This is a genomic window from Streptomyces sp. NPDC006365 (assembly GCF_042870755.1).
Classification (GTDB): domain Bacteria; phylum Actinomycetota; class Actinomycetes; order Streptomycetales; family Streptomycetaceae; genus Streptomyces; species Streptomyces xiangluensis.
Map to the genome: position 1 here is coordinate 99658 of NZ_JBIAHS010000008.1, position 16324 is coordinate 115981.

Genomic DNA, 16324 nt, shown 5'->3' on the forward strand with positions numbered 1-16324 from the left:
CGTTGGACCCTCACCATCGTTGTCCCTGTGCCATCGTTGTCCCTCCGGCTCAGCCGAGCAGCTGGGTGATCGCCTGGGTGACGGCGGTCACGGACGCGGCAGTCGCCGCCGCGGGGCCGTAGGCCGCGAGACGGTCACGTAGCCGGGTGAGCGGTCCTGGCGCGCTGCGCCCGGTGCGGGCGATCTCGCCCTCCACTTCGGCCAGTTCGGCACCGAGGGCCTCACTCTCGGCCGTACGTTCCTGCTGTCCGAGTTCGGTGCGCAGCGCCCGTACGGCGGTGAGCAGCTCCCCGTACCCCGGCTCGGCAGATACAGCCGTGTAGTTGACGGACTCGGCCTTGCCGTGGTCGCCGAAGGCCTGGGAGCCCCCGCTGATCGAACCGATGTGGATCTGCGGCCCGCCGCCCGTCCCCCCGCTCGCTCCCCCGTCGGTGCTCATACCGTGCTCCTCTCCGTGTGCGTGGCCTGGCCGTGCGAGCCCGTGGCGAGGGCGCCGCCGGACATCTCCTTGATGTAGAGCCCGCTGTTGTGGATGTTGGTGATGTTCTGCTCCAGGCGGTCGGTGCGGTAGCCGTGGGCCTGGAGGGCCTCCCGTACGCCTTCGCCAATCCGGTCCTGGAGGGTCCTGATGTAGCGGGCGACATCCATCTCCTGGAAGAGGGACAGCTCGTCGGTGCAGGCCAGCTCGCGCAGCGAGACCAAGGGCGCGTCGGGCGCGGCCAGTTCGGGACGGGCCGACGACTGCCGCAGTGCGGAGCTCAGGGTGCGCAGGGCCGCGATCCCCGTCGCCAGGCCGACCGAGGGTGCGTCGACGAGGGCGCGGACGGCGTCCCGCAGCGGACCTTCCGGCGGGCGCCCCACGATGGCGTCGATCTGCCGGAACTCCGGCACGATCGGCCCCAGCACATGCGGCACCACCTCCAGCACGAGCATGCCGCCCTGGGTGTGCACGCGGACCAGCAGCGAGACGACGACCTGCTCGTTCCAGGCCCCCACCCTGATCCGCAGGAAGTGCCGCCGGGCCTCCCCGCCCTCCCCCACGGACTCGGCCAAGTGCCGGTTGGCCTGCGCGGACTCGTACACGCTCGCGGTACGGGTGTCGTCCGGGCCGATGACGAGCGGCTCGTCGCGGCCCACACCGGACGGAAGGTAGACGAACTCCTCGATCTCCAGCTCCCGCAGCCGGTCCCGGCTCCCGTCCCCGGCCGGCGTCTTCAGCGCCCGCAGCCGGGGGGTGATCATGTCGATGATCTCGCGTGCCGTGAGCCGTGCGGCATCCGACCGGGGTGCCGGTACGCCGTTGCCGCCCTCCCCCGCCTCCCTGCGCCGCAGCTCCAGTACGACCGACCAGGGCTTACGGGTCACTCCGGCTCCGACGAAGGGCCGGTTGACGTCGTAGAGGGTGAGCGAGGCGTCCTGCTCCCGGCGGATGCGCTCGGCGAGGGCCTCGTAGCGGCCGGGCAGGTCGGGGCCGGGCGTCTCGGCGAACGTCTGGCGAGCCAGCGCCGTGCGCAGCGTCTGCTTCCGATGCCACTGGTGACGCCATACGACGACGGCGAGCAGGAGCGGGAAGATCACGGGGTACGGGTTGTCCTCGATCCCGGCCCAGGCCTGCACCCAGTATCCGAGGCAGGTCAGCCAGGCGAACGCGGTCACCAGCCAGCCGAGGCGCCGCTGCACCCACGCCAGCGCGGGTGGCAGCTTCAGCCGCTGCACCACGGCGGTGTCCGTGCCCCGGCCGGAGATGACCCGCGCGAACCACAGCAGCAGGACCACCGAGGCGTACGACATCGTCCAGGTGCCCGGCAGCAGCCCGCCGAACAGGCCCGGCGCCCCCAACTCGTCCGAGCCGTCCGACTCGAAGACGAACCGGACGTAGTCGACGAAGGACAGCCCGGTGTCGCCGCCGGCGCGGTCCTCCACGGTGTCCCTGATCATCACCACATCACTGGCCAGGAAGCCGGCCCACACCGCGAGGAGCAGCAGGGCCGTACGCACCTCTTCGCGGCGGGCGCGCAGTGCGTGTGCGAGGACGGGCAGGACGTCCGCACCGAGCGTCGGCGCCACCGGGCGCTCCGCGTGTCCGACGAGTTCGTCGATGATGCGCCTGCGGAACCCCGCGTCCAGATGGGCACCCGCGCACAACAGCCTGGTGGCCTCGGTGTGGCCCCAACGCCGCCTCGACGGTTCGCTTCCCATGCTCCCGACACTCCCGATTGCCGCAGGCGCATACCGACTGCGGGCGAATTCCATTGGTGGACAAGGGAGTTGACGTTAGCGGAGCAACCACGGTGACGGGAGGGGCGAACCGAAATCCCGCTCGAACAGGTGAATCTTCCCGGTCCGGCGCATGAGCGCTGCCGTACGCGGAGAAAGGACGAGCCCGCACGGCCGGGTGTGGCCGTACGGGCTCGCGGAATGCCGGGGGTCGGCTCGGCCGAACGCCGAGGATCGTCTCGGATCAGCCGCTCAGGTCAGGCCGTTAGATGAGGCCGAGACCGCGGACTGCCTCCCGCTCCTCCTCCAGCTCCTTCACCGACGCGTCGATGCGGGTGCGGGAGAAGTCGTTGATGTCGAGGCCCTGGACGATCTCGTACCGGCCGTCCTTCGCGGTGACCGGGAAGGAGGAGATCAGGCCCTCCGGGACGCCGTACGAGCCGTCGGACGTGATGCCCATCGACGTCCAGTCACCGTCGGCCGTGCCGTTGACCCAGGTGTGGACGTGGTCGATGGCGGCGTTCGCTGCGGAGGCCGCCGAGGAGGCGCCGCGGGCCTCGATGATGGCCGCGCCACGCTTGGCGACGGTCGGGATGAAGTCCTCGGCCAGCCACTTCTCGTCGTTGACGGTCTCGGCGGCGTTCTTGCCGGCGACCGTGGCGTGGAAGATGTCGGGGTACTGGGTGGCCGAGTGGTTGCCCCAGATCGTCAGGCGCTTGATGTCGGCGACCGAGGCGCCCGTCTTCTTCGCGAGCTGGCTCAGCGCACGGTTGTGGTCCAGACGGGTCATCGCCGTGAAGCGCTCGGCCGGTACGTCCGGGGCGGCGGCCTGGGCGATGAGCGCGTTGGTGTTGGCCGGGTTGCCGACGACGAGGACCTTGATGTCGTCCGCGGCATGGTCGTTGATGGCCTTGCCCTGCGGCTTGAAGATGCCGCCGTTGGCCTCGAGCAGGTCGCCGCGCTCCATGCCCTTCGTACGGGGGCGGGCGCCGACCAGGAGGGCTACGTTCGTGCCGTCGAAGGCGACGTTCGGGTCGTCCGAGATGTCGATGCCCTGAAGGAGCGGGAAGGCGCAGTCGTCGAGCTCCATCGCCGTGCCCTCGGCGGCCTTCAGCGCCGGGGTGATCTCCAGGAGGCGCAGCTTGACCGGCACGTCCGCGCCGAGCAGCTGGCCGGAGGCGATGCGGAAGAGCAGGGCGTAACCGATCTGGCCGGCCGCGCCGGTGACGGTGACGTTCACGGGGGTGCGGGTCATGGCGTTCTCCGTATGACAGCTGGCGGTGGGGCGTCCTTGCCCCGGGGTGCGGACCTACAGATGATCGATCTCTTGGCGTCAAGAGAGATCCAGCGATCAGGCTATCGCGCATCCAGGATCCAGGACGTCCGGGTCCGTGTGGCCCACCCCACAGCCCCACGAAGCGGCGGCCGCCGGTCCGGGAGAGGGGGTGACGACGGCCGCCGGGTGGGGGTGCCGGGGCCGGGAGGTGGGTGCCACCTCCCGGCCGGGACCGGATTCCCGTGGGGGCTGGGGTTCGCCTGCCCCGCAGTTGGCGGGTCATTCCTGTCGCCCGGGGATTGCGGGCGCCTACAGGGGTGGTGGGTTCGGTTCATGGGCGACTGCGGGTGCGTCGTGGCTGGTCGCGCCCCGCGCCCAAGAACGAACCCCCTGCTCAACCGGCGGACGCCGTACAGCCCTCCTCGCCCGAAGCCAGCGTCGCGCAAGCCTTCGCCTCGCCCGCGTCCTTCACGGCCACCATCGGCGTGTACGTGTCGGTGTCCACCTTCACCTTGCCGGTCTGCTCCGCCGCGCCGGACGAGCTGATCTGGACCTCGTCGCCGACCGTGGCCTGCGTGATGCGGGCCCAGGCGGCGCCACAGGTCTTGCTGTAGCGCACCTCGACGAGGGCCGTGCCGACCGTGACGTTGTCGGTGGTCGTCGCCAACTCGCCGCCGCAGCCCATGTTCTCCGGGTCCTGGCCCGTGCAGTCCTTGCCGCTGCACTGGACACCGGACGGCAGGTTCTTGCTGACGGACGGGGTCGGGCTCGGCTTCGCCTCGTCCCCGTTCCCGCCCTCCCCACCGGGGTCGGTGAGGTAGAGGGCAGCCGCGATCACCACGAGCGCGCCGACGACGCCCGCGAGGAACATCGTGACGCGCCGCTTCCGCCGCTGAGCGTCCGGCGAACCACCGGAGCGCGGCGGCCGGGCGTCCTCGGGCGGCCCTCCGGTCGGACCGGACGGCCCGGTCGGCGCGGAGTACCCGGACTGCCCGGAAGAACCCGACTGTCCCGGCCATGCCGACTGACCGGACTTGCCGGCCAGTCCCGCCGAACCGGAGAGATTCGACGGAGGAGCAACACCCCAACTGCCCGTACGCGGAGCCGAAGGACCACCAGGAGTGGACGTACCAGACCTACCGGACGCACCGGGCGAAGCCCCACCCGCCGAACTCGACGAGCCCGACGACTCCTTCTGCGGAACCCGCCCGAGGAACGACGTCGGCGCATCCCCGCCCGACGCGGGACCCCGCGGCGGCGCCGAGGCCCCGGCGCCCGCCGGCTTGGGTGGGGCCGCAGCTGCGGCCTTGCTCGCCGGCTTGCCGCGGCTGCCACCCTTGGCCTTGGGAGGCGTGGGCCCCAACTCCCCGAGCGCGGCGCGCGCCTGGGAGATCCGTATGGCCTCCATGGTCATGTCGTGGCGCATCTCCGAGCGGCTCCATGCCCGCTCGGCCAGCTCCCACATCGTGGTCAGATGAACCGGATTCGTTCCGGTCACCTCGGCCAGTGCCACGATCGCACCCTTGGGCGCGAGCAGCCGGCCGTTCAGATACCGCTCCCAGGACGTCTTGCTGTAACCGGTGCGGTCGGCCACGGCAGCGACGCTCAGCCCACTGCGGTCGACAAGTCGACGCAGCTGGCTGGCGAACTCCCTGACCTGCGGATCGAGTTCATCCGGCAAGGCCCTCCAACGAGGCATTGCTCCCCCTCTTCCCCCCGTACGTGCTTACTTTCCTCGCGCGTGACGCCCTCTGCCGAGTCCCCGTTCCGGCCTACCCACAGGGATGCGCGGAGCCAGGATCTCAGTTCCCCGGGTGCGGGCGCACAGGAGCATTTCGAGCCGTGGGCATGCACCGTTGCACGCCCGCTGGTATGCGGTCCAGTGTCCCACCGAGATCCCGTGCTACCTGCTGGGCCCCCTGGTCAGCGCACGGGAAGTCCCGGACCGTCCCGATTGCCCACGTTATCCCTGGCGTTGGACGTGATCAGATCAAATCCCCGAACTTGTCAATACATCGACACAACGGGAACACATACACGACATCGTCTGTCACTAGTGAACCGGATGCATCAGGGGAATCGCATACCTACCGGCGGGTGAAGTACAGATCGTTACGGGACTTGTCGCACGACAAGCACGAGGTACCGGAACGGTCACCTCCGTGCCACAGGGAACTCACAGGTGTTGAAGCCCCGTTGGCACGTCCATGACTCTTGAGCGCAGGCGGCGTCCGTCCTCGCTCGGGGGAGTGGACGGACGTCGCCGTCACGCCGCCGGTCCCGGGCTCAGGCGCACCGATACAACCGGGCGCAAGCCAAGCTCAGGCCTCGATGCAGACACGGTCACCCTTGGCCGGAATCAGGCAGACGTGGGTCCCGGCCGGATCGTCCGCCGGCGTCATCGCCGTCGCGAGATAGCCGGTCGTGTCATCCCGCACGGTCGCCCGTACTTCCTTGGGGCCGGCCCGGAGCGGGTCAGCTCGACCCGGTCCCCGATCCGCAGCCGCGTCGCGCGCGCCCACGCCGCGTGGCACGTCGTGCCGCGGCGCAGTTCCACGCGCTGTCCGTCGGAGAAGGTTCGCTGGGCGGCCGTGGTCACCATGTTGTCGCCGCCGCAGCCCATGTCCACGGGGTTCTGGCCGTCGCAGTCGGGGCCGGTGCAGCCGGGTGAGTACGTCGGTGGGGGCACCGCGCTGTCCGCCGACTCGTCCGGCAGCAGGAGGAGGACCGCGGCGCACACGGCAGCGGCGATGGCCGCACCCGCGGCGAACGCGACCCGGCGTACCCGGCCGCCGTGCCGCCCGCCCGCCTCCGCCTCGGCCTCGGCCTCCGCAGCGCTCCTCCCGGGAGGAAACACCGAGCTGCCCCGAGGACAGGCTGCACCTGTGGCAGCACAGCAACTTCCGCGGCGTCGGCTGGTTTTCAAGGACGAGGGCTACTGGCAGAACCCGAGCGGATACAGCTTCGACCGCAAGGCACCGTCGTACTGGAACCGGCGCGACGACGACGCGGCGTTCCAGGCCCACACCGGCGTCAAGGTCTGCATCGCGAGCGGTCAGCGGTCGGCCTCGATGACCGGCGGCGGCTGGAACGACGCCGTGCCACGTGTCTACCCGGCCAACACCGACAACAACTGCTGAGCCGCATACGAGCCCGACCGAGCCACCGCGAGGAAACGCGGAGGCCCGCACTCCGACTCGGGGGAGAGTGCGGGCCTCCGCCACGGGCGCTCGTGCTCAGCGGATCGTGAAGTGCAGTATGTCTTCCAGGAACGGGATCTCCAGCTTCGGGTTGGGCTGGACCATCATCGCGAGCAGCACGATGGTCACGCCCAGGACGCCGTACGTGACGAGGTCCGTGAAGCGGGAGCGGACGGCGAGCATGCCCACGCCGGGCAGCGCCCAGCGCAGTACGCCGCCCATGAGCAGCCCGACTCCGATCAGCAGCGTGCCGTACCGGAAGACGTCGAACGCGGTGAGCAGCAGCCCGAGCCCGACGGTCCCCGCGACGGTGAGCATCGGCCACTGCCGCGCGGGCGCGGGCGCGTCGCCGGACGCGGCCCGCCCCCCGCCCTCGGGCCGAGCGGTGTCCCTCGTGATCCGCGGAAACCGCCGGGTGGTCCGCTGCGGCTCCCCGTCGGGGCCGACGGTACTGACGGCGTCCCGGGTAACGATCTCGCCCTCCCGCGGAATGTCGCCGGCTGCCGCGACGGAACCCGGCCCGCTGCCCGCCGGCTCCTCGCCGTGCGGCTCAGCGCCCGGCGAACCGCCGGCAGACGGCTCCGCAGCCTGCGCGGATGCCGCGGGCGACTCCGTGCCTTGCCGTTTCGCGGCACGCCGTTCTCCGTTGTGCGGCCGGTCGGCTTCCGACTTCGCGGCCCGCGCGGACTCGGTGCGCGGTGCGGCGTCGCGTGCCTGTGCAGACCTGGTACCCGGCTCGGCGTCGCCGGCTCGCGCTGACCCGGAGCCCGGCTCGGCGTCGCGTGCCCGCGTGGCCTCCGGCGATTCGGTCGCGTCCCGGTTCTCGGTCGTGTCCTCAGCCGGCACTGCGCTCCGCCGCCTCGACCACGTTGACGAGGAGTTGGGCCCTGGTCATGGGGCCGACTCCACCGGGGTTCGGGGAGATCCAGGCGGCGACCTCGGCGACTCCCGGGTGGACGTCGCCGACGATCTTGCCCTCGGCACTGCGGGAGACGCCGACGTCGAGGACCGCGACACCCGGCTTGACGTCCTCGGGGCGGACCAGGTGCGCGGAGCCTGCCGCGGCGATGATGATGTCCGCCCGCTTCAAGTGGGAGGACAGATCACGCGTACCGGTGTGGCACTGCGTCACCGTCGCGTTCTCGCTGCGCCGGGTGAGCAGCAGCGGCATCGGGCGGCCGATCGTCACGCCACGGCCGACGACCACGACCTCGGCACCCTTGATCTCCACGCCGTGCCGGCGCAGGAGGGTGAGGATGCCGTTCGGCGTGCAGGGCAGCGGCGCCGGCTCGTTCAGTACGAGACGGCCGAGGTTCATCGGGTGCAGACCGTCCGCGTCCTTGTCCGGGTCCATCAGCTCCAGGACACGGTTCTCGTCGATGCCTCTGGGCAGCGGCAGCTGGACGATGTATCCCGTGCAGGCCGGGTCCTCGTTGAGCTCCCGGACGACGGCCTCGATCTCCTCCTGCGTGGCGGTCGCGGGCAGCTCGCGCTGGATGGAGGCGATACCGACCTGGGCGCAGTCGCGATGCTTCCCGGCGACGTACTTCTGGCTGCCGGGGTCATCGCCCACCAGGACGGTTCCGAGACCAGGCGTGATGCCCTTCTCCTTCAGGGCCGCCACGCGGACGGTCAGGTCGGACTTGATCGCGGCTGCGGTGGCCTTGCCATCGAGAATCTGGGCGGTCATGTGCCCATCCTCGCGGATGACCGGGCCCCGGTTCCAATCAGGTCACCTCAAGACCTCCCCAAGGCATCCCCGGAGCCGCTCGGCGCCCTGTCCCCCGCATCCGTCCAAGATCAGCGCTGTTGCACTTGCACAACACATTCCGAATCCGTCTGGACAAATAAGCGGCGCGTTAAGGACGATGAACGCCACAGTGCCGCGGGGCAGTACCGGGGGGACGAACCGCATCTGTAGAGCTTTCCTCCGAAATGTGCCGCGTCGTCCCCGCACTCACGCCACAACGGAGGCAAGACGCCATGAGCTTCGGCGACCCGAACAACCCCTACGGTCCGCCGCAGGGCCAGCAGCCCGGCTATCCGTCCCAGCAGCCCTCGGGGCAGCCCGGCTTCGGCGCCCCGCAGGGACAGCCGGGTTACGGCTACCCGCAGGCGCCGCCCCTCCAGCAGCAGCCGTACGGCGGCTACCCCGGCGGTCCGATGCAGATGCCGGGCGGCGTGAAGTCCGCGCGCGTGATGCTGTTCGTCATCGCCGGACTCCAGGTGATCGGCGCCATCCTGATGGCGATCTCCGCCGTCGCGGTCCAGGCGGCCAAGGACGACCCGTCGCTCGAGAACGAGGTCGAATTCCAGCAGCTCGCCGACTTCTCGACCGGCGCGCTGTGGTTCGCGACCGTCGCGGTCCTGGCCTGGGGCGTCTTCGCGGTCTTCCTCGGGGCGAAGGTCGGCAGCGGCGGCAACGGCATTCGTATCGCCGCCATGGTGTTCGCCATCATCACCGCGATCCTCGGCATCTACCCGTTCATCATCATCGGTCTGGCGCACACCGTGCTCGCGATCCTCATCGCGGTGTTCGTGGGCCGGTCGGACGGCGCCGCCTGGTTCAACCGCCCACGCCACTGAGGCGGTTCCGAGTCCAGGCGCGACGCCCCCAAGACCCGCGCGATGGCCTGCCCAAGACCCGCGCGACGGCCTGTCCCACGTTGTCCCCCGCGTTTGTCCAGGATCACCGATGTTGCGCTTGCACATCTCCTCCGGGATCTGTCTGGACAAATGTGCCTGGCCTTTAGAACGATGAGCGGCGCAGTGCCGCGGGCAGTGCACGGGGGACAGGCGGCGATCAGCTCGAACTTCTCCTCCGTACAAGCCGCGTAGTCCCCGCACTCTTCAACGGAGGAATCACCGCCATGAGCTTTGGCGACCCGAACAACCCGTACGGACAGCCGCCCCCGCAGGGCGGGCAGCAGCCGTACGGCCACCCGCAGCAGCCGCAGGGCCAGCCCGGTTACGGCTACCCGCAGCAGGCCCCGCAGGGTGTCCCGCCCCAGCAGGGCTACGGCTACCCCCAGCAGCCCGGCGGGCAGTACCCGCAGCAGGGGCAGATGTACGGCGGTCCGCCCCCCTATGCCCACTGGGGATCGCGGGTGCTCGCGACACTGGTGGACTCGCTCATCCTCCTGGTCGCCTACCTCCCCGCGGTGATCGGGGCACTGATCAGTGAAACAGCGGCGGGTATAGGCGGCCTCATCACCATCGTTGCCATGATCGGCGTAATTGTCTGGTTGCTGATGCAGGAGGGCAAGACCGGCCAGACGATCGGCAAGAAGACCATGGGCATCAGGCTGCTGCGGGAGAGCGACGGCCAGCCGCTCGGCTTCGGCATGGCATTCGTCCGCCGCATTGCCCACATCCTCGACAGCGCCGCCTGCTACCTCGGCTGGCTGTGGCCGCTTTGGGACGACAAGAAGCAGACGTTCTCCGACAAGGTCTGCAGCACGGTGGTCGTCAAGGCCTGACGGGCGCGCTCACGCCACTCACGCCAAGGGCCGTGTCCCACCCCGCGAGGGAGGGGCACGGTCCTGGCACGTCACGGCGCACGGCTCGCCTTCGGGCGGGCCCGAGAGCAGCAGTCGACTCACCCTCGCGAAAACAACTGGCCCCGGATTGCGGCAACTTGAAGAATGACGGCCATGCAGACGCGACAGGCGTGGCCTGATGACGCATCAGCGGTCGCCGGGGTCTATGTGCGCTCCTGGCAGGTGGCCTTCGCGGGGCTCGTTCCCCGTCACTACCTCGACGCCATGGACCGGAGCCGCGAAGAGGCCGAGTGGAAGGCGCACATCGCGGAGGCACGTTGGCCGAGGTCGGGAGTACTGGTGGCCGAAACCGAGGCGGGCATCGTCGGATTCGCAAGCTTCGGCCCGTCTCAGGAGGCACCTGCCACCGCGGAAATCGGCACGCTCTACGCGATGCCCGAGGTCTGGGGCACCGGAATCGGCAGGCAGCTGATGCTGGCCACACTGACGACGCTCGGACAAGCCGACTACACGCAGGCCACCTTATGGGTCCTGGAGGACAACGAACGAGCCCGGCGCTTCTACGAAGCCGCCGGCTGGCGCGCAGACGGAGCGGCCGTGGAGGACACCACCGGCGGAGCCTCTCTCAACAAGTTTCGCTACCGCCGCCGCCTTGGCTGAGTCTCCTCGGCCAGTTCACTATGCGCGCCGCCGTCAGCGGGGTCTCGCCCGGTTCCGTGAGGGCGAACTGGATTCCGTGACTGTTGAGATGACACCATCGGGGTCGCCGGACACCCGCGAGTCCGTATCCTCGGGCTCGTCTGTCCTCAAGCCGGTTCAGAAGGCCCGTGCAAAGGCCACGGGCGGGACGAAGCGGCGGGGCCGACGACTACAGCAGCAACTCCTCGAAGGATGTGTCCATGCGGCTGGCCCCGAAGACGTCGGACCCTGTGCGAGCCCGGTCCCTGCGCAGGGTGCTCATCGCACTTCTGGTTGCCGCTGTCGCCGCCGTCCTGGCGATCGGCGGCATTGCGCTGGCCAACGCGGTGAACCAGCCGGAGCTCCGGATACGCGGCATCCCCAGCAGCGGCGTGCTGAACGCCGCCGCGCTCTCCTCGGCCACGCTCACGGTGGACACGGTGGACACGGCAGGTCGCAGCGACGACGAGTCGCTGCGTGAGGCGCTACGCAATATCGAGGTCAGGCTGAACGGCGAGATCGTTCCCACCCTGTGGGTCGGAAGCCACAGGGTGCTCGATGTGAGGGCGTTGCGGGACGGGGAGTACGAGCTGACGGTGACCACCGACCTGGGCCTGCTCTCGAGCGAGATCAGTCTCAGCCGCCGCTTCATCGTGGACACCACCCAGCCCTGACCTCAAGATCCCAGATCATGATCGGACGCGCTCGTCGTAGAGGTCCGCCGATCAACTCGTCGGTACGTCGCTGCCCTTGAGCGCGGTGTGCGAACGTGATCAACCACCTCGGCGAGGGAACCCCCGTGACGGTCCGTCTCACCCGTGCGGACGGTGGCGGTACGCGTCTGGAGGTCAGCGACCCGGACGCGTACGCCTGGCTCATCCGGCGGCGGCCGGGCCCGGACGACGAGACGGGCCGCGGCCTCCTGCTGCTCGACGCGGTCGCGCTGTGCTGGGGCGTGGAGCAGGGGTCATGCGGCAAGACGGTGTGGTGCGAGCTTCCGCACGGCGCGCGAGCAGGGCTGTTTCCCGTTCGCAAGCAGGCATCGGGTGAACATCAGGAGAACGAAAAGTGATTGATCCGGGTGGCTTCGCACTGTTGCTCGCTCAACGGCCGTGTCCTCGTCGCGCCGCGGTGACATGTCCCCCGTAACACCCCTTACTCTGACCTCCGTTGGGCTAGGAGGAGGGGGACGACTCCATGTACAGCGTCATCGTGGTGCCGCCACGCAGCACAGGATCAGACGACCAGATCAGACTCTCGGCGGGCGAACGGCTCGCCTTCGGCCGCTCCGAGACCGGCAACGGGCTTGCGATCGCACACGAAGGGGTCTCCCGGATAGCCGGTGAGATCACCGCACACCGTGCCTTCTGGATCCTGAGCAACCTGAGTCAGGGCCAGACATACGTGGTGGAGAACCCGGAGGGCGCGGGCGAGCACATCAAGGTCGCGCCGGGCCGTCTGGACGCACCCGTGTCGTTCGAGTTCTCGCGCGTGGTACTGCCCGCGGCGGGCGAGCTGCTCAGCTTCGACGTGTGGGCGCCGCGCCACACCTACCGCAGCGCGAACCGCCCCGGCCTCTCCGGCGCCACCACGGCCCAGGCGTTCTCCCTCGACCGCACCAAGCGGTACTTCGCGGTGCTGGCCGCCCTGTGCGAGCCCCGGCTACGCGGCGCACCGCACGCCCCGCTGCCCACCGTCGACGAGCTCGTGGAGCGCCTGCGGCACACCTGGCCCGCGGCCAACCGCTCCTCCGTCTACTGGAACATCGACTACCTGGCGGTCAAGCTCCGCCTGAGACCTGCCGCGGACGCGGCGGAACCCGGCCCACGCCGCTACGGCAAGAAGGATTCGCTGGTCTCGCTCGCGCTCCGTTTCGACCTCGTACGTGAGGATGATCTCGTCGTGCTCGCGGCGGTCCCGAGCGAGGTGGCGCGGTGAACGGACGCTCCTACGCCGTCCCCGTTCCGAAGGGCTACCGGGTGGGCCCTTGGGAGGTGCGCGAACCCCTCGCGTCGGGTGCGTTCGGCAGCGTGTACGCGGCCCGGCGCACCGGTGACGGCGGCAAGGCCGAAGATGGGGCCGCCGCCGGGGAGACCGTCGTGGGCCAGGGAGCCGGTCCGCTACCCCGGCACGCGGCGCTGAAGTTCCTGCCGACCGGCACCCGTACCCCGCGCCAACTCCACCACCTGCGCGAACTGGCCCACCGCGAACAGGAGTTGCTGAAGCGGCTGCGCTCACCACGACTGATCCGGATGTACGAGGCGCTGACGGTCGACGACCCTCAGCAGCCCGAACTCGACGGCGCCACCGTCCTCGTACTGGAACGGGCCGAGGGTTCTCTGGCCACGCTGCTGGACCGGTCCGCGACCCCGGAATCCGGGCCCGCCCTTCTCGCCCAGGTCTGCGAAGGCCTGCACCAACTGCACCACGCGGGATGGGTGCACGGCGACCTCAAGCCGGCCAACGTCCTGCTGATGAAGGACGGTTCCGCCCGGCTCGCCGACTTCAACCTGGCCGCGGAGATGGAGGGCACCCACGCGTACGCGCCCGCCTTCTCCACCCCCGACTACACCCCGCCGGAACTTCTCTGGTCCGAGATCAGCGAACGCGGCCAGCAGATCCGCCCGACCGCCGACATCTGGGCCTTCGGCGTGCTGGCCCACCTGGTCCTGACCGGTGCCTTCCCCCTGCCCGGGGGCACCACGGAGGCCCGCAGAGACGCGGCCGTGCGCTACGCGCGCGGTTCCGAGGCGCTACGCCTGTCTCCCGAACTCCCCTCGGACTGGCGGGAGATCATCACGGACTGCCTGGCCCCCGCGCACGCGGAGCGCGCGGCCCGCTACGCCGACACCGCCTCGCTGCTGTGCCGGGTGGAGCAGGCGGCCGGAACCACCCGCTCGCCCCGCCTGCCCCGGCTCCGCCCCCGCAGGTGGCTCCGCCCCGCCCTGGCGAGCGGCCTCGCGGCGGCTGTGCTGGCGTTGGCCGCGACGGTGACGTACGCGATGCGGGACGACGGTCCGACGTACGGCTATCACCGCTGCGCCTTCGGGTCCGTCTGCTTCTTCAGCGAGGAGTTCGGCATGGGCGAGATGTGCAGTTGGAAGGGCGACGACGCCGACTGGCTGTCGGGCGAGGAGACGTGCATGTGGACCCGTGACCGCCCGGTGAAGTCGATCTTCAACAACGGTGACGAGTCGACGGGACTCGCCGGCGTGGCCTACTACCGGGGCCGCGACTTCACGCCCGTCGGCGAGGACATCACCCGCAAGAACTCACGCAACCGGACCGGCTGCACCGCCCAACGGGCCCAGGGGAACCTGGCGGGCACCTACGCTCCGCTGTCCCACAAGTGGATCGAGCACTGCGGGGACGGGGCCTCGGACTGACACCGTCGCGCACGTGCGAGGGAAGTCAGTGGGCCCGCATACCCGTCGACGCGGCAGAGCTCGCGAACTGGAACTTGAACTTGGTGCCGTCCTTGACGTCGCCGGCGATGACCTTCCACGCACCGGCCGTGGTGGTCTTGTATTCACGCTGGCAGTAGTTGAGACCGCCGCCGCTGGCGTAGAAGCAGACCTTCACCTTGCGGCTGGTGTCGGTCTTGATGTTGATGTCGGCGCAGTTGTCGGTCGTGAAGTAGAGGGCGCCGCTGCTCGGCTGGAAAAAGGTGTTCGCCGGCTTGCTGTAACTCCACGCGTCGCCGTAGCAGGACTGGGCGACCGCCGCTCCCTGCGTGGCCGCGCCGGCGGTGCCCGCCGTGCTGCCGACGAGGCTGCCGCCGGTGAGCGCGCCGATCACGGCGACAGTGACGAACCGCTTGTGCCTGGTCATGAGAAACCCCCGCTGTCGATGGCTTGCGGCGCCGCTCTCCGGCCCTCGTCCTCTGGGCCTCGGGCGCCGTGGTCACCACGGTGACGGATCGTGAAGGGGGCTGGGAACCTGAAACTCTTCAGGTCTTCCCCGCCCCCTTTCGGAGTACGCGGGATACGTCCACTTCCTGGGCGGTGACTTCAACGCCGAGCCGCTCGACAACGAGATGAAGCAGATCTACAGCAGCCGCTGCTCCACCGACGCCACCGGGCGGTACGGAGAAGTCGACGGTCCCTGCGAGAGCGACACACACCTGCCCTAGTGGGCCTCCCCCTCAGCATCACCCTCTGATCAACGTGCCGACGCGGCCTCGCCCTGTGCACAAGCGACTTCGGGGCCGACCCTGAAACGTTTGAGGTATGCCGCGGCGTGGCTGTCCCCGAGACTCGTCGCGTGCATGTGCGGCTGAAAGGCCCACGCACACCGAGAACAAGGGGGATCAACTCATGAAGAGAGTTCACAAGTTGCGAGCCAAGGCGGGTGTCACGGCCGGGCTCATGCTGGTCGCCGGACTGGGCGTGGCCGCTACGGCCTCTCCGGCGGCGGCTGCCGGCTACTGCAACACCGGCAAGTCGATCATGAAGGGTACCTACAACCACATCTTCGTTCCGGCCAACGGCACCAGCACCAACTGCACCATGGCCCAGGGTGCCGGCGGCAACCACGTCAAGGCGCTGCAGCGGGCGTTGAAGGACTGCTACGACGTGGGCCTGGAAGCGGAGAGGGACGTCGACGGGATCTTCGGCCCGAAGACCTACTCGGCCCTGTGGGCCGCGCAGGGCAAGGCCGGTACCAAGCAGGACGGGATCTACGGTCCCAATACCCGCGACGCGTTGAAGTGGCCGCGTTACAAGAAGCTCGACGGCAGCTACCAGGGCTGTGGGTCGTTCTGAGCACCGCCTCGTGATCGCGCGTGAGCGCCGAGCCCTCCATCCGAAGCCCAGTCACAGTCACAGTCACAGTCAACGGGGAGAGTGACGTATGAAAAGGATCCGCACAATACGCGCCAAGGCGAGCGTCGTAGCGGGAATGATGCTGCTGTCCGGGCTGGCTGTGGCCGGCACGGCGACTCCGGCCGCGGCGGCGAGTTGGTGCAACACCACACAGGGCGACTTCATCAGCGGCGGCGAGCACAGCCTGGCCCAGATCCCCGCCTACAACGCGAACCGGGACTGCATCACCGCCCGGGGAGCCTCCGGTCCGCATGTGAAGGCGATCCAGCGCTCGCTGCGTTACTGCCACGGGCGGAGCACGGTGGAAGTCGACGGCCACTTCGGGGAGATCACCGAAACGCAGCTGGAGATCGTGCAGCGCGCTCTGAGGCTCGAAGACGACGGTGTGTATGGCCCCCTGACCCGCGACAAGCTGAGGTGGCGGGCCCACGACGGCGTCTGCGGGACCCTTCCGTAACGCGGCGTCAGCCTGACGATTCGGCGCCGCGGCCGTCTCCGGCAGCGGCGCCGGTCGGCGCGCCGCCGGAACCCCGGCACCATCGGTTCGCCCGCACCCCAGCCGGCCGCCCAGTCGTACGGCGGCGCGCGGTTCCCTGCCCGGCCGCGCCAGGCTCCGGCCGTACCGCCGCA

General features: G+C 69.8%; 18 protein-coding genes. 10 read left to right on the forward strand and 8 right to left on the reverse strand.

Annotation, left to right across the window (positions count from 1 at the left end):
- Positions 1–49 precede the first annotated feature (49 nt).
- From ACFYO0_RS22760 to ACFYO0_RS22780, 5 genes are all read right to left on the reverse strand, one after another.
- A complete protein-coding gene (locus ACFYO0_RS22760) occupies positions 50–439 on the reverse strand; it encodes a hypothetical protein (RefSeq protein ID WP_388678833.1) in 390 nt (129 codons plus the stop codon).
- Positions 436–2199 carry a hypothetical protein gene (locus tag ACFYO0_RS22765; protein WP_388678836.1) on the reverse strand — a complete coding sequence of 588 codons (1764 nt, stop codon included), beginning with the start codon at positions 2197–2199 and terminating at the stop codon, positions 436–438. Before ACFYO0_RS22765 ends, ACFYO0_RS22760 begins: the two co-directional genes overlap by 4 nt.
- Before the next feature lie 283 nt (positions 2200–2482).
- Positions 2483–3472, reverse strand: coding sequence for a malate dehydrogenase (locus tag ACFYO0_RS22770; protein WP_388678839.1), 990 nt, complete (start codon positions 3470–3472; stop codon positions 2483–2485).
- A gap of 415 nt (positions 3473–3887) precedes the next feature.
- Positions 3888–5192, reverse strand: coding sequence for an XRE family transcriptional regulator (locus ACFYO0_RS22775; RefSeq protein ID WP_388678842.1), 1305 nt, complete (start codon positions 5190–5192; stop codon positions 3888–3890).
- Between the two features lie 699 nt (positions 5193–5891).
- The gene (locus tag ACFYO0_RS22780; RefSeq protein WP_388678845.1) at positions 5892–6350 is read right to left on the reverse strand and encodes a DUF2690 domain-containing protein; all 459 of its coding nucleotides are present in this window, start codon (positions 6348–6350) and stop codon (positions 5892–5894) included.
- Positions 6351–6378: 28 nt separating this feature from the next.
- On the opposite strand from ACFYO0_RS22780, the gene ACFYO0_RS22785 reads away from it, so the two are divergent.
- A complete protein-coding gene (locus tag ACFYO0_RS22785; RefSeq protein ID WP_388678848.1) occupies positions 6379–6633 on the forward strand; it encodes a hypothetical protein in 255 nt (84 codons plus the stop codon).
- Between the two features lie 96 nt (positions 6634–6729).
- Here the strand turns inward: ACFYO0_RS22785 and ACFYO0_RS22790 are convergent, their stop codons facing one another.
- Together ACFYO0_RS22790 and ACFYO0_RS22795 are read right to left on the reverse strand one after the other, a co-directional pair.
- Entirely contained in the window at positions 6730–7185 is a 456-nt protein-coding gene (locus ACFYO0_RS22790; protein ID WP_388679466.1) for a DUF3017 domain-containing protein, read from the reverse strand.
- A gap of 343 nt (positions 7186–7528) precedes the next feature.
- The gene (locus tag ACFYO0_RS22795) at positions 7529–8383 is read right to left on the reverse strand and encodes a bifunctional methylenetetrahydrofolate dehydrogenase/methenyltetrahydrofolate cyclohydrolase (RefSeq protein ID WP_386351278.1); all 855 of its coding nucleotides are present in this window, start codon (positions 8381–8383) and stop codon (positions 7529–7531) included.
- A gap of 293 nt (positions 8384–8676) precedes the next feature.
- Here ACFYO0_RS22795 and ACFYO0_RS22800 point away from each other — a divergent pair, with 293 nt between their 5' ends.
- From ACFYO0_RS22800 to ACFYO0_RS22830, 7 genes are all read left to right on the forward strand, one after another.
- Positions 8677–9279, forward strand: a complete 603-nt coding sequence (locus ACFYO0_RS22800; protein ID WP_388678851.1) for a hypothetical protein — start codon at positions 8677–8679, stop codon at positions 9277–9279.
- A gap of 284 nt (positions 9280–9563) precedes the next feature.
- Entirely contained in the window at positions 9564–10172 is a 609-nt protein-coding gene (locus ACFYO0_RS22805) for an RDD family protein (protein ID WP_388678854.1), read from the forward strand.
- A gap of 174 nt (positions 10173–10346) precedes the next feature.
- Positions 10347–10853, forward strand: coding sequence for a GNAT family N-acetyltransferase (locus tag ACFYO0_RS22810; RefSeq protein WP_388678857.1), 507 nt, complete (start codon positions 10347–10349; stop codon positions 10851–10853).
- Positions 10854–11092: 239 nt separating this feature from the next.
- Positions 11093–11545: a hypothetical protein gene (locus ACFYO0_RS22815; RefSeq protein ID WP_388678860.1), complete on the forward strand. Its 453-nt coding sequence runs from the start codon at positions 11093–11095 to the stop codon at positions 11543–11545.
- A 125-nt stretch (positions 11546–11670) separates the two neighbouring features.
- Entirely contained in the window at positions 11671–11943 is a 273-nt protein-coding gene (locus tag ACFYO0_RS22820; protein WP_388678863.1) for an ATP-binding protein, read from the forward strand.
- A gap of 125 nt (positions 11944–12068) precedes the next feature.
- Positions 12069–12809, forward strand: coding sequence for an FHA domain-containing protein (locus tag ACFYO0_RS22825; protein ID WP_388678866.1), 741 nt, complete (start codon positions 12069–12071; stop codon positions 12807–12809).
- Positions 12806–14257: a serine/threonine-protein kinase gene (locus ACFYO0_RS22830; protein ID WP_388678869.1), complete on the forward strand. Its 1452-nt coding sequence runs from the start codon at positions 12806–12808 to the stop codon at positions 14255–14257. Before ACFYO0_RS22825 ends, ACFYO0_RS22830 begins: the two co-directional genes overlap by 4 nt.
- A 25-nt stretch (positions 14258–14282) precedes the next feature.
- On the opposite strand, the gene ACFYO0_RS22835 is transcribed toward ACFYO0_RS22830, so the two are convergent.
- Complete coding sequence (locus ACFYO0_RS22835; protein ID WP_388678872.1) at positions 14283–14702, reverse strand: hypothetical protein; 420 nt, start codon at positions 14700–14702, stop codon at positions 14283–14285.
- A gap of 485 nt (positions 14703–15187) precedes the next feature.
- Between ACFYO0_RS22835 and ACFYO0_RS22840 the strand changes: the two genes are divergently transcribed.
- Both ACFYO0_RS22840 and ACFYO0_RS22845 read left to right on the forward strand, forming a co-directional pair.
- Positions 15188–15634, forward strand: coding sequence for a peptidoglycan-binding protein (locus tag ACFYO0_RS22840; RefSeq protein ID WP_388678875.1), 447 nt, complete (start codon positions 15188–15190; stop codon positions 15632–15634).
- Positions 15635–15722: 88 nt separating this feature from the next.
- Positions 15723–16151 carry a peptidoglycan-binding protein gene (locus ACFYO0_RS22845; protein WP_388678877.1) on the forward strand — a complete coding sequence of 143 codons (429 nt, stop codon included), beginning with the start codon at positions 15723–15725 and terminating at the stop codon, positions 16149–16151.
- Positions 16152–16324: the final 173 nt, after the last annotated feature.